The 13,034-nt window shown below is 55.4% G+C and carries 15 protein-coding genes; 8 read left to right on the forward strand and 7 right to left on the reverse strand.

Annotation, left to right across the window (positions count from 1 at the left end; translation table 11 throughout):
• Positions 1-200: 200 nt before the first annotated feature.
• Genes yihX through fabY form a run of 4 tightly spaced genes read left to right on the forward strand, consistent with a single transcriptional unit; the run spans position 201 to position 3,095 of the window.
• Positions 201-800: a glucose-1-phosphatase gene (gene yihX / locus AC27FC_RS20695; RefSeq protein WP_094935274.1), complete on the forward strand. Its 600-nt coding sequence runs from the start codon at positions 201-203 to the stop codon at positions 798-800.
• Positions 794-1,675, forward strand: a complete 882-nt coding sequence (locus AC27FC_RS20700; protein WP_033146965.1) for a virulence factor BrkB family protein — start codon at positions 794-796, stop codon at positions 1,673-1,675. Before yihX ends, AC27FC_RS20700 begins: the two co-directional genes overlap by 7 nt.
• Complete coding sequence (gene dtd, locus AC27FC_RS20705; protein ID WP_008501836.1) at positions 1,672-2,109, forward strand: D-aminoacyl-tRNA deacylase; 438 nt, start codon at positions 1,672-1,674, stop codon at positions 2,107-2,109. The genes AC27FC_RS20700 and dtd overlap by 4 nt, the downstream gene beginning before the upstream one ends.
• A 44-nt stretch (positions 2,110-2,153) precedes the next feature.
• Positions 2,154-3,095 carry a fatty acid biosynthesis protein FabY gene (fabY, locus tag AC27FC_RS20710; protein WP_039264191.1) on the forward strand — a complete coding sequence of 314 codons (942 nt, stop codon included), beginning with the start codon at positions 2,154-2,156 and terminating at the stop codon, positions 3,093-3,095.
• Positions 3,096-3,103: 8 nt separating this feature from the next.
• On the opposite strand, the gene AC27FC_RS20715 is transcribed toward fabY, so the two are convergent.
• The gene (locus AC27FC_RS20715) at positions 3,104-4,024 is read right to left on the reverse strand and encodes an alpha/beta hydrolase (protein ID WP_094935275.1); all 921 of its coding nucleotides are present in this window, start codon (positions 4,022-4,024) and stop codon (positions 3,104-3,106) included.
• 199 nt (positions 4,025-4,223) lie between these two features.
• Between AC27FC_RS20715 and AC27FC_RS20720 the strand changes: the two genes are divergently transcribed.
• Both AC27FC_RS20720 and AC27FC_RS20725 read left to right on the forward strand, forming a co-directional pair.
• Positions 4,224-4,466 (forward strand): ribbon-helix-helix domain-containing protein, encoded by a 243-nt coding sequence (locus AC27FC_RS20720; protein WP_094935276.1) that lies wholly within the window; start codon positions 4,224-4,226, stop codon positions 4,464-4,466.
• A 2-nt stretch (positions 4,467-4,468) separates the two neighbouring features.
• Entirely contained in the window at positions 4,469-4,840 is a 372-nt protein-coding gene (locus AC27FC_RS20725) for a type II toxin-antitoxin system VapC family toxin (RefSeq protein ID WP_094935277.1), read from the forward strand.
• A gap of 39 nt (positions 4,841-4,879) precedes the next feature.
• On the opposite strand, the gene fdhE is transcribed toward AC27FC_RS20725, so the two are convergent.
• The 4 genes from fdhE to fdnG are packed head-to-tail and all read right to left on the reverse strand — an operon-like array spanning position 4,880 to position 10,403.
• A complete protein-coding gene (gene fdhE / locus AC27FC_RS20730) occupies positions 4,880-5,809 on the reverse strand; it encodes a formate dehydrogenase accessory protein FdhE (RefSeq protein ID WP_023309751.1) in 930 nt (309 codons plus the stop codon).
• Positions 5,806-6,441 (reverse strand): formate dehydrogenase cytochrome b556 subunit, encoded by a 636-nt coding sequence (fdoI, locus tag AC27FC_RS20735; RefSeq protein ID WP_010436852.1) that lies wholly within the window; start codon positions 6,439-6,441, stop codon positions 5,806-5,808. Before fdoI ends, fdhE begins: the two co-directional genes overlap by 4 nt.
• Entirely contained in the window at positions 6,438-7,340 is a 903-nt protein-coding gene (fdxH, locus tag AC27FC_RS20740) for a formate dehydrogenase subunit beta (protein ID WP_010436855.1), read from the reverse strand. Before fdxH ends, fdoI begins: the two co-directional genes overlap by 4 nt.
• Positions 7,341-7,352: 12 nt before the next feature.
• Positions 7,353-10,403, reverse strand: a complete 3,051-nt coding sequence (fdnG, locus tag AC27FC_RS20745; RefSeq protein ID WP_094935278.1) for a formate dehydrogenase-N subunit alpha — start codon at positions 10,401-10,403, stop codon at positions 7,353-7,355.
• Between the two features lie 373 nt (positions 10,404-10,776).
• Here fdnG and fdhD point away from each other — a divergent pair, with 373 nt between their 5' ends.
• Both fdhD and AC27FC_RS20755 read left to right on the forward strand, forming a co-directional pair.
• Positions 10,777-11,613, forward strand: coding sequence for a formate dehydrogenase accessory sulfurtransferase FdhD (gene fdhD / locus AC27FC_RS20750; protein WP_196355214.1), 837 nt, complete (start codon positions 10,777-10,779; stop codon positions 11,611-11,613).
• Positions 11,614-11,727: 114 nt separating this feature from the next.
• Positions 11,728-11,940 carry a YdgH/BhsA/McbA family protein gene (locus AC27FC_RS20755; RefSeq protein ID WP_196355213.1) on the forward strand — a complete coding sequence of 71 codons (213 nt, stop codon included), beginning with the start codon at positions 11,728-11,730 and terminating at the stop codon, positions 11,938-11,940.
• A gap of 39 nt (positions 11,941-11,979) precedes the next feature.
• On the opposite strand, the gene AC27FC_RS20760 is transcribed toward AC27FC_RS20755, so the two are convergent.
• Complete coding sequence (locus AC27FC_RS20760; protein WP_033146957.1) at positions 11,980-12,303, reverse strand: AzlD domain-containing protein; 324 nt, start codon at positions 12,301-12,303, stop codon at positions 11,980-11,982.
• Positions 12,303-12,962 (reverse strand): AzlC family ABC transporter permease, encoded by a 660-nt coding sequence (locus tag AC27FC_RS20765; RefSeq protein ID WP_023309745.1) that lies wholly within the window; start codon positions 12,960-12,962, stop codon positions 12,303-12,305. The genes AC27FC_RS20760 and AC27FC_RS20765 overlap by 1 nt, the downstream gene beginning before the upstream one ends.
• Positions 12,963-13,034: the final 72 nt, after the last annotated feature.

Consider the following 13,034-nt stretch of genomic DNA (forward strand, 5'->3'; position numbering starts at 1 on the left):
TGCAAAATGAACTAAAAAGTATATCCTCGCAAAAACGCACTTAAATAAAACCCATCCCAGCCTATCGCCCGAAAGCCAATATCATCTTCCTGGGCTAAATTTTTGTTTTTCATACTGCTGCCTCTCAGCTGAATCTCGTGCATAGCCAAACTTTATCTTTCCCGCTACAGTTACCTCTCCACGGCGAGCAGGAGATAAACATGCTTTATATCTTTGATTTAGGAAACGTAATCGTCGATATCGATTTTAATCGTGTGCTGGGTGCATGGAGCGACTTTAGCCGCGTTCCGCTGGCGACACTGAAGCAAAATTTCGCGATGGGCGAGACCTTCCATCAGCATGAACGCGGCGAGATCGACGATGAAGAATTTGCTGAACGTTTCTGCCAGGAGATGGATCTACCGTTAAGCTACGAGCAGTTTTCTCACGGCTGGCAGGCAGTATTTGTCGCCATCCGGCCTGAAGCGATCGACATCATGCACAAGCTTCGCGAGCAGGGCCATCGGGTCGTTGTGTTGTCAAATACCAACCGCCTGCATACCACGTTCTGGCCTGAGGAATATCCTGAAGTTAAGGCGGCGGCCGATAACATCTATCTCTCGCAGGAGATGGGCATGCGTAAACCTGAAGCACGCATTTATCAGGCTGTTCTCCAGGCGGAAGGATTCACCGCGGCCGATGCGGTCTTTTTTGACGACAACGCCGATAATATAGAGGGAGCTAACCAGTTGGGTATAACGTCAATTCTGGTGACCGGAAAAGAGACGATACCAAACTACTTTGCGAAGCAGCTATGCTAAAAACCGTTCATCAAAAAGCCACGCATCATACTCGCCCCCTAAGGGCCTGGCTGAAACTGCTCTGGCACCGTATTGATGAGGACAACATGACCACGCTGGCGGGTAACCTCGCCTACGTGTCGTTGCTTTCATTAGTGCCGCTGGTGGCGGTCATCTTTGCCCTGTTTTCCGCCTTTCCGATGTTTGCGGACGTCAGCCTGCAGCTTCGTCATTTTGTCTTCGCGAATTTCATTCCTGCAACCGGGGATGTCATTCAGAACTACATTGAGCAGTTTGTTGCCAATTCCAGCAAGATGACGGCAGTGGGGGCGTGCGGTCTTATCGTTACCGCGCTGCTGTTGATGTACGCCATTGATAATGCGCTGAACACGATCTGGCGAAGTAAAAAAGCGCGGCCAAAGGTCTATTCCTTTGCCGTGTACTGGATGATTCTTACGCTGGGGCCGCTGCTGGCCGGGGCGAGCCTGGCGATCAGTTCGTATCTTCTCTCCTTGCGCTGGGCGAGTGATTTAAACGGCGTAATTGATAATGCGCTTCGCATCTTTCCGCTGATCCTGTCGTGGCTTTCTTTCTGGCTGCTCTACAGCGTCGTGCCGACCACGCGCGTGCCTAACCGCGATGCGGTTGTGGGCGCGCTGGTGGCGGCGTTGCTTTTTGAGCTCGGTAAAAAAGGGTTTGCCCTCTACATCACCATGTTTCCGTCCTATCAGCTGATTTACGGCGTGCTGGCGGTGATCCCCATTTTGTTTGTATGGGTCTACTGGACCTGGTGTATCGTCTTGCTTGGTGCCGAAATAACTGTCACTCTCGGTGTGTACCGCGAACTTAAAAAAGCAGCAGAAGCTGAAAAACAATTAGAAGCAGACCAACCATGATTGCATTGATACAGCGCGTAACCCGTGCCAGCGTCACCGTGGAGGGAGAGGTGACGGGTGAAATTGGCCCAGGACTTTTGGTGTTGTTAGGTGTCGAAAAGGATGACGACGAACAAAAAGCCAACCGCTTGTGTGAGCGCGTGCTGGGCTACCGTATTTTCAGCGATGCGGAAGGCAAGATGAACCTGAACGTCCAGCAGGCGGGCGGCAGCGTGCTGGTGGTTTCCCAGTTTACGCTGGCTGCGGATACCGAGCGCGGCATGCGTCCGAGCTTCTCCAAAGGCGCCGCGCCGGATCGTGCAGAAGCACTTTACGAGTACTTTGTTGAGCGTTGTCGCCAGCAGGAAATGAATACACAAACTGGACGATTCGCTGCAGATATGCAGGTTTCGCTGGTGAACGATGGCCCCGTCACATTCTGGCTCCAGGTATGAGCCAACTGGCGGCGTGGCCGCGGGTAACAAGAGAGAGTACAGCTATGTATCACCTTCGAGTACCGCAAACGGAAGAAGAGTTAGACGCTTATTACCAGTTCCGCTGGGAAATGCTGCGCAAGCCACTGCATCAGCCAAAAGGATCTGAACGCGACGCCTGGGATGCGATGGCCCACCATCAGATGGTGATGGACGAAGAGGGTAACCTCGTCGCCGTCGGGCGTTTGTATATCAACGCCGATAACGAAGCGTCGATTCGCTTTATGGCAGTTCATCCCTCCGTTCAGGACAAAGGTCTGGGAACGCTAATGGCGATGACCCTTGAGTCCGTCGCCCGTCAGGAAGGCGTTAAGCGCGTTACCTGTAGTGCCCGAGAAGATGCCGTAGATTTTTTCGCCAAACTCGGCTTTGTGAATCAGGGGGAAATCACGACCCCACAAACCACGCCGATTCGTCATTTTTTGATGATCAAACCCATCGCCACGCTGGATGATATTCTTCATCGCGCCGACTGGTGTGGACAGCTGCAGCAGGCCTGGTATCAGCACATTCCGCTCAGCGAAAAAATGGGTGTGCGCATTCAGCAGTACACCGGACAAAAATTTATTACCACCATGCCGGAAACCGGCAATCAAAACCCGCACCACACTCTGTTTGCCGGAAGTCTTTTCTCACTTGCCACGCTCACCGGCTGGGGGCTCATCTGGCTGATGCTTCGCGAGCGCCATCTGGGCGGCACCATTATTCTTGCTGATGCTCACATCCGCTATAGCGCACCGATAAGCGGCAAGCCGAGCGCCGTGGCCGATCTGGGGTCACTGGGCGGCGATCTGGACCGCCTGGCGCGCGGCCGCAAAGCCCGCGTACAAATGCAGGTTGAACTGTTTGGCGATAAAACACCGGGTGCGGTGTTTGAAGGCACCTACATTGTTCTTCCAGCGAAGCCCTTCGGCGCGTATGAAGAGGGTGGGAACGAGGAGGAGTAATCTTCTGTTCACTCTCCTCGGGCGTGGTTAATCCGCCCGGCGATATCCCGCATAACGTCTCGCGCTGACTGGCTGACGCCGCCAAGCTGAAAGAAGCCATGGATGACGCCCAGCCAGCGCTGAGCGGTACACTTCACACCCTGCTCAGTCAGATGCTGATACAACATTTCTCCCTCATCGCAAAGCGGATCGTACTCTGCGGTAATGATATGCACTGGCGGAAGCCCGTAAAAATCATCGCGCCACAGCGGGCTGGCTTCCGGATGCTGGCGGTCAGTCTCTGCAAGATACATTTCATACCCGCTGAGCAGGGTATCGCGGGTGATAATATAATCCGTGCCATTGAGGGCATAGCTTTCAAAACTGGCGGTGGCGTCGAGCATAGGATAGATAAGAATGAGCTGTACGGGTTTCCATTGTCCTCTAGTGTTGAGCCGCAATGACGTCACCAGCGCCAGATGCCCTCCCGCGCTGTCTCCACAGAGGGTGAGCCGGTTCTTATCCACGCCTAATTTGTCCGCATACTTCCAGACCAGATCTGCACCTCTTTCAGCATCGTCATGTGCGGCGGGGAAGGTATGCTCCGGCGCCAACCTGTACTGAACCGCGATCACCCGGCAATTGCCGTAGCAGGCTAACTGACGGAGTTGGTTGTCATGGGTATCAAAGCCGCCGCTGATAAAGCATCCGCCGTGATAGTAGATGGCAGCAGGCAATATTTCAGGGGCATTAAGAGGTGAAAATACCCGAATGGTAAGGCCCTCAAGCACTAGCGTCTCTACCTGAACGCGCGTTTCTGTCTTCCCGGCAAGCCCCGTGCTGGCAATGTACCCTGCTCGTCGTACCTCAATGGTCTGTCGACGTGACGAAGGCCGGCCTGCAGCGATAAATCCCTTAACCAGCTGCGCAATACCCTGTTCCAGTGCCATGAAAATTCCCTTTAACTGTATGGATATACAGCTTTATAACCTGGTTTGATTCAAAAGAAAATAAGAAAATTGTCGAGGACTATAAATCTGGAAAGCGCTTCGCAAATAGCAGGAAAACTATAGCTACGGGCTTTAACCCTTCTGAATGAAAGCGTATGTTGCCTTGAAAATAGACAATAGTGATATACTAAGGTGATATATGATTCTTTCCGCGGATCTTGATATGGGCAGAATTCTGATCGATTTGTCTGATGACGTAATTCAACGACTGGATAATCTGAAGCAGCTGCGTAACCGGCCTCGTGCCGAATTGCTTCGGGAAGCCATTGAGCAATATCTCGACCAGCAGAGTTCATCGGTTATCCGCGATGCGCTTGGCTTGTGGGGAAACCAGCAGGAAGATGGGCTTGAGTATGAACGCAAGCTGCGTGAGGAGTGGTAATCATGGAGCGCATGGCGGTGTTCGATACCAATATACTCATCGATCTTTTTAATAATCGCGTTGAGGCTGCGGATGCAATTGATCGCACAGCTTCTCATCGAGCCATTAGTCTGATCACATGGATGGAAGTCATGGTGGGGGCCCGCAAACATGGTCACGAAGCGAAAACTGCGACAGTGATGGGCGTATTTGAGATTATTGATATCACCCGAGATATCGCTGAAAGAAGTGTAATTTTGCGCGAGAAGCATGGAATGAAACTGCCTGATGCTATCATTCTGGCCACAGCTCAGAGCAGAAGTTGCCCGTTAATCTCACGCAATACGAAAGACTTTTCGGGCATCACCGGGGTCGTTTCACCTTACCAGCTGTAGGCCAGGCAAGCTCGCACCGCCCGGCATTGTCAGAGGGAATTACTCCCCTTCACCCGGGAACAGGAACGGGTTGATCGAGCTGCGGGCAAAGCCCTCCTGCTCCATCTTCGCGTCCAGAATCAGCGAGGCGAGATCGTCGGCCACGGCTTCGACTTTCGGGTCTTTTTCCTGATACAGAATCTTCAGGTAAGTGCCGCAGTCGCCGCAGCTTTCGGCTTTCACTGCCGCTTCTTCATTTTCCAGCGACCAGTAGTTCAGATCGCGGGTCTGCTCGCAGTTGCTGCACTTGATGCGCACCACGTGCCACTCGGTTTCACACAGGTTGCAGTGCAGGTAGCGCAGCCCCTGAGTGGTGCCGATTTGCACCATGCTCGATACCGGCATGGAGCCGCAGACTGGGCAGAACTGGCGCGCCTCGCCGTATTCGGCGCGGGCTTTACCGGGGATCAGGCTTGCCATTTGCGCCCAGTAGAGCGACAGCGCAGCCCAGATAAACGGCGCTTTATCGCTGCTCACCAGAGCGAAGTCGGAGGCAAACAGCGCGCTCGCCATCTCTTCCAGCTCCAGGTCAGAGGCTTTTTCCAGATTCTCAATGACCGCCAGCGCGGTACCGCTCATCTCCGGCTTCAGCTCGGCAATCAGAGAATGCAGTAGTTTTTGCCAGTGCTTGTCGCGCGGCAGGACGTGAATGTCCAGCGGCGGCTTGCCCTGCGCGTTGGCTTCTTTAATGCGCGCGGTCAGATCCATTTGCAGCGGGTGGTCGTACAGCACCACTTCCTGCGCGTGGGCAACCAGCGCGGCAAAGCGCAGAAAATCACCCAGCGGGTTGTTCTCTGCCAGCTCGCGCAGACGCTCTGCGCGGCGGTTGTAGAGGTTCTTGAGTCTGGGGAATAACAACGGCGGAATATAATCCGCCGTGCGTTTCTCGCTCGACCCCAGCTCATCTTGCGGGATTATGCGAATACTCATTCAGATGACTTTTCCTGTTTCTGGCGGACTTCACGGTACCAGCGCGGGTGATGCTTCTTCGCCCACGTACTGGTTACCCATCCTTCCACCATCGCGGTAATGGTGCCTTTCACCCAGAGGGCGGCGTAGATATGCACCATGATAACCACAATTAACGCCACTGCGGCAAATGAATGCAGCATCAGCGCAAATCGGATCACCGGGATTGAGAAAGCAGGCGCAAAGTACGGACGCCAGATGATCACGCCGCTCACCAGCAACAGGACCAGGAAGATAATCGCCGCCCAGAATACGCATTTCTGGCCGAAGTTATAACGCCCGGTATCACCCACTTCCTCGTTGACGACGATCTTACGAATATTCTTCGCCCAAAAGATATCATCCCGATTGATTAGGTTATGGTGCCAGTAGCGGAAAAACATGATGATAAACGAGGCAAACATCACCACACCCACGAACGGGTGAAGGATGCGCGCCAGCTGCGGCGTACCCAGTACCTGCATCAGCCAGTTGAAGGACGGGAAGAAGAACCCCAGCCCGCTTATCGCCGCCAGCATGAAGCAGAAGGCGGTGACCCAGTGGTTGATGCGTTCCGGCGCGGTGTAGCGCACGATGGTGTCACGTTTTCTCATTTGCGCACCTCGTCTTTCTCTTCATGCAGGTTGTCGTCTTCCTCTTCCGCGCGGTTCGGACCAACGCCGACGTAGTGGAAGATGCTCGCTGCGAAGGTGGCAGCAAAACCGACCGCTGCCAGCGGTTTCCAGATGCCTTTCCAGAACTTCACGGTGGCGCTAATTTCCGGGTTCTCCGGCAGGCCGTGATACAGGTTCGGCTTGTCGGCGTGGTGCAACACGTACATCACGTGCGTACCGCCAACTCCTGCCGGATCGTACAGGCCCGCGTTGTCGTAACCACGGGTTTTCAGCTCGCCCACGCGCTCTGCCGCCAGCGTTTTCATATCCTCTTTGGAGCCAAAGTGGATTGCGCCGGTTGGGCAGGTCTTCACGCACGCTGGCTCCTGGCCGACGGTGACGCGGTCAACGCACAGCGTGCATTTGTAGACGCGGTTGTCTTCCGGGTTCAGGCGCGGTACGTCGAACGGGCAGCCCGCGATGCAGTAGCCGCAGCCGATGCACTGTTCGGACTGGAAGTCGACGATACCGTTGGCATACTGAATGATAGCCCCTTCTGACGGACATGCCTTCAGGCAGCCCGGATCCGCACAGTGCATACAGCCGTCTTTGCGGATAAGCCATTCCAGTTTGTCGTTCTGCTCAACTTCCGAGAAACGCATCACCGTCCAGGACTTGGCGGTCAGGTCCGCCGGGTTGTCGTACACCCCGACGTTGTGACCCACTTCGTCACGCAGGTCGTTCCACTCCGAGCACGCCACCTGACAGGCTTTACAGCCGATACAGGTGGTCACGTCGATAAGCTTCGCCACTTCCTGCTGGTGGTCCCGCGCCTGAGGCGCGGGCGTGAAACTGTTTGTCGCGGAACGACGGATAATGTCTTGAGATTGATAAGCCATAAGTCGTCTCCGTTACACCTTTTCCACGTTCACGAGGAAGGCCTTAAACTCCGGCGTCTGCGTGTTCGCATCGCCGACGAACGGCGTCAGGGTATTCGCAATGAACCCTTTCTTCGCCACGCCCTCATAGCCCCAGTGGATCGGAATACCGATGGTATCCACCTGCTGACCGTGAACGTTCAGCGTGCGAATACGCTTGGTCACCACCGCCTTGGCCTTGATATAGCCGCGGTTAGAGGAGACCTTCACGGTATCGCCATGGGCAATGCCGAGCTTGCCCGCCAGCTTCTCGCCGATCTCCACGAACTGTTCCGGCTGCGCGATGGCGTTAAGCAGCGCGTGCTTGGTCCAGTAGTGGAAGTGCTCGGTCAGACGGTAGGTGGTACCCACGTACGGGAACTTGTCCTTTTTACCCAGCGCTTCGAAATCGCCCTTAAAGATACGGGCTGCCGGGTTAGAGACCACATTCGGGTGCAGCGGGTTGGTACCCAGCGGCGTCTCAAACGGCTCGTAGTGTTCCGGGAACGGACCTTCCGCCATCTTATCGATAGCAAACAGACGTCCCATTCCTTCAGGCTGCATGATAAACGGCCCAACGTCGCTGCCCGGTGCGGCAGTGCTGTAGTCCGGAATATCAACGCCGCCCCATTTCGCGCCGTCCCACTTCAGAAGCTGACGCTTCGGATCCCACGGGTTGCCCTGCGGGTCAGCGGATGCGCGGTTATAGAGGATGCGGCGGTTGAGCGGCCATGCCCATGCCCAGCCCAGCGTATTGCCGAGGCCCGACGGGTCGGCGTTATCGCGGTTGGCCATCTGGTTGCCCTTCGGCGTCCAGCTACCGGCAAAGATCCAGCAGCCGCTTGACGTGGTACCGTCATCGCGCAGGTGCGCGAAGGTACTAAGCTGATCGCCTTTCTTCGCCAGCACGGTACCGGTGGCCGGGTCGATAACGTCCGCCAGCGCCTTACCGTTGCTCTCCATCGCCACTTCTTCCGGCGCTGGGTTTTCCGGCGTCGAGTAGTTCCAGGTCATGTTCAGCACCGGTTCCGGGTTCGCGCCGCCTTCTTCCGCATACATCTTACGCAGGCGTAAGAAGATGCCGGCCAGGATCTCGCCGTCGTTCATGGCGATGCCCGGGGCGTCCGCACCTTTCCAGTGCCACTGCAGCCAGCGTCCGGAGTTGACGATAGAACCGTTCTCTTCCGCGAAGCAGGTCGACGGCAGACGGAACACTTCGGTCTGAATCTTCGACGGATCGACGTCGTTCGATTCACCGTGGTTCTGCCAGAAGGTTGAGGTCTCGGTATTGAGCGGGTCAATCGTCACCAGGAACTTCAGCTTCGACAGAGACTCAACAACCTTGTTCTTGTTCGGGAACGAGGCAACCGGGTTAAAGCCCTGGCACAGATAGCCGTTCACTTTGCCCTGGTGCATCATCTCGAAATACTGCAGAACGTCGTAACCCTTGTCCCACTTCGGCAGCCAGTCAAAGCCCCAGCTGTTTTCAGCCGTCGCTTTGTCGCCGAAGAAGGCTTTCATCATCGAGACGAAGAACTTCGGATAGTTGCCCCAGTAGTTTACCTGGCCTTCGAGCAGCGGTTTAGGCGTGCTGGCAGTCAGGTAGGTTTGCAGATCGGTCTGTTTCTCGCTTGGCAGGTTCATGTAACCCGGCAGGCTTTGAGACAGCAGGCCGAGGTCGGTCAGACCCTGAATGTTGGAGTGACCGCGCAGGGCGTTGACGCCGCCGCCTGCCATTCCCATGTTGCCGAGCAGGAGCTGAACCATTGCCATGGTACGGATGTTCTGCGCGCCGATGGAGTGCTGCGTCCAGCCGAGGGCGTACAGGAACGACGCGGTTTTATCTTTCGCGCTGGTTTCGGCGATAAGCTCGCACACCTTCAGGAAGTCAGCCTTCGGCGTACCGCAGATATTCTCAACCACCTCCGGCGTATAGCGGGAAACGTGCTCTTTCAGCAGGTTCCACACGCAGCGCGGATGTTGCAGGGTGGTGTCGCGCTTCGCAAAGCCTTTTTCATCCAGCTCGTAGTTCCAGCTGGTTTTATCGTATTTGCGTTTTTCGGCGTCGTAACCGCTGAACAGGCCATCTTCGAAGTGGTAATCCTCACGCACGATCAGGCTGGCGTTGGTATAGGCTTCGGTGTATTCGCGGTTATATTTTTCGTTGGTCATCAGGTACAGCAATACGCCTGACAGGAAAGTGATGTCAGTACCTGAACGAATTGGGGTGTAGAAATCCGCCACTGACGCAGTACGCGTAAAGCGGGGATCGATCACAATCAGTTTCGCACCGTTGTGGATTTTGGCTTCCATCGCCCAGCGGAACCCGACAGGGTGCGCTTCAGCGGCGTTACCGCCCATCACCACAATGAGGTTGGCGTTCTTGATGTCGACCCAGTGGTTGGTCATCGCACCGCGACCAAATGTTGGAGCAAGACTTGCTACCGTTGGTCCGTGTCAGACACGCGCCTGGTTGTCGACCGCGAGCATACCGAGTGCGCGCGTAAATTTCTGGGTTAAATAACCGGTTTCGTTGCTGGAAGCAGAGGCACACAGCATCCCGGTGGAGAGCCAGCGGTTGACCGTGACGCCGTCGGCGTTCTTCTCAACAAAGTTGGCATCGCGGTCTTCTTTAATGTGTTTTGCGATGCGGTCGAACGCCTCTTCCCAGCTGATTTGCTGCCATTTATCGGAGCCAGGCGCGCGATATTCAGGGAACTTGAGGCGGCTTTCGGAGTGGATAAAGTCCACCAGACCGGCCCCTTTCGGGCACAATGCGCCGCGGTTGACCGGATGATCCGGGTCGCCTTCGATATGGAAAATAGACGCTTTGGCGTTTTTAGCACCGTCGCCGAGGCTATACATCAACAGCCCGCAACCGACAGAGCAGTACGTACAGGTATTACGGGTTTCACGGGTGCGCAGCAGTTTATACTGCCGCGTTTCCGCCAGCGCTACGCCGGGCGCAAAGCCCAGTGCCGCTGCCGTGGTGCCTGCCATACCGCCAGCGCAGATCTTAAAGAACTGCCTTCTGCTGACCTGCATGGGTCACTCCTTGTTTCGACATTGCTTACATATGTAGTTTTAACTTCGCGGTTGAGAATTGACCGCAAAGGAGAAAAATTTGCGTTAATCCCTCAATTCCACGAGGGATATCATCAGAATACCACAATGTCGGTACAGCTGTTCTAATGGCGTTAATACAAAGTGAACGTATTATCACCCTGTTGACTATAAAGTGTGATATTAATCACATTATTAACCCCGCATGTTAAAGGGGTGTAGCATGCGTTTTGTTGTACCTCTCACAAGTGAGTAGGTAAACTTGATGCTGAAAAGTTGATCCATACTATGCGTAAGCCCTGTTGTTTGTGATGCAATAGCAGGCTCACCTCCGTGGTTGTTCAGGAATACCGCTGTGTCTAAACAAAACCGTGATCCCCACTCGTCCCCCCTGCCTGCGGGCATTGTGGAACTGTCGGTACACAGACCGCCCCACATTACCCATGCCACGCCGGATTTTCTGGCGGAAGAGGTGCCCGTTGCGCTCGTTTACAACGGTATCTCCCATGTGGTGATGATGGCTTCGCCGAAAGATCTCGAGCTGTTCGCCATCGGTTTTTCCCTCTCGGAAGGCATCATTGACCATCCGCAGGAGATCTACGGCATGGATGTGGTGCAGGCTTGCAACGGCCTTGAAGTGCAAATCGAACTCTCCAGCCGCCGCTTTATGGGGCTGAAAGAGCGCCGCCGCGCGCTGGCCGGGCGTACCGGCTGCGGCGTGTGTGGCGTTGAGCAGCTGAATGATATTGGCAAACCCGTTGCGCCACTGCCGTTTACTCAGACCTTTAATCTGGCTCACCTCGACCATGCGCTCGAGCACCTGAACGATGTACAGCCCATCGGCCAGCTGAGCGGCTGCACGCATGCGGCGGCATGGGTGTTGCCGTCGGGCGATATTGCCGGGGGCCACGAGGACGTGGGCCGCCACGTGGCGCTGGACAAGCTGCTCGGTCGCCGTGCGCGTGAAAGTGCTGTCTGGATGCAGGGGGCGGCACTCGTTTCCAGCCGCGCCAGCTATGAGATGGTGCAAAAATCGGCGATGTGCGGTGTGGAAATTCTGTTCGCGGTGTCGGCGGCGACCACGCTGGCGGTGGAGGTGGCGGAACGCTGCAACCTGACGCTGGTGGGCTTCTGCAAGCCGGGAAGGGCGACGATTTATACCCATCCGCAGCGATTAATTGTTAATCAATAATTTTGAATGATAATAGCAAATCCTTCCGCTTTTAGTTGTTCGAGATGAGGTCTAGTATTTATCTCATCAAGGCACGGTGCCTTACCTAAACAACTTAATGAAAGGGTTTATATCATGAAAAGCATCAAAACTTTTGTCGCTGTAATCGTTCTGGCTACTTCTTTCGGTTCTTTCGCTGCACAGACCGTGACCGCAACCGCCTCTACCATTGATGGCGCAGAAGCTAAAATCGCGGCTCAGGCTCAGGATGCTGGCGCATCATCTTACAAAATTACCCAGGCGTTCTCAGGTAACCGCGTACACATGACTGCTGAACTGACTAAATAAGCTGTCACACCGTCGAAAGAGCGCCCCCGGGGCGCTTTTTTAGTTTATGCCCGCCACGCGCAGCAGCGCGGTTACCACTGCCGCCGCCACGATCACCACAATTAACGGCATTTTCCGCCAGGCCAGAAATACCGCAAACGCCACGCCCAGCACGCGCGCCATGCCGGCAAAGTGGTCACCTTCATAAAAGGTGGTCGCCAGCGCCACGGAAAACAGCAACACCGTTGCCGCATCTGACAGCAGCGCCTGTGAACGCTCTGACAATGCCAGCCTGCTGCCCAGTTTCGCCCCGCCAAGACGCATCAGATACGTTCCCGCAGACAAAATGGCGATGCCGAGAATAAAAAACGTCATATTTCCCATTATTTTTTCCTCGCAGCGAGACCCAGTAAGGAGAGCAGCACCGGTAATCCCACCGGGGCAAACGGCACGGCGGCCAGTGACAGCGCGGCGCCGCTGCAGGCGCGGATCAGCGTGGTACGGTTTTTAAACGCGGGAACCACTAGCGCCAGCAATATGGCAGGGAATACCGCATCCAGCCCGATGGTTTCCGGATCCGGCAGCAGCTTGCCGACCATAGCGCCCAGCAGGGCCCCCAGCGGCCAGACAATCGCCACGCCTAAACCACATAGCCAGTACGCCGCTTTGCGCTGTTCGGGCGTTTTTTGCGACAGGCCAAACACCACGCTTTCGTCGTTCATGATGTGGCAGCCCAACAGGCTCAGGCCACGTTTGCCGACCAGTTCACGCACCGTCACGCCAAACGGCACGTGCCGCGCGTTGACCAGCAACCCCGCGGCTGCGGCCGCCAGCGGGTTACCGCCGCTTGCCACGATGCCAATAAACATAAACTCTGACGCGCCCGCGAGTACGGTGATGGAGAGTACAAACGGTACCCAGACCGGGAAACCGTAGGCCATCGCCAGGGAGCCGTATGACATCCCGACCACGCCGACCGCGAGGCAGACCAGGATGATTGCTTTTATGGTGTCGCCTTTCAGGCAAGAGAGATGATGCTTCATACATTTTTAGCCATATCGAACGGGTATCCATTATAATGAACGCAACAGAAGTGTTTTTCAAGATGAACGATT

The sequence above is a fragment of the Enterobacter sp. C3_dUdeg genome, from assembly GCF_057536195.1.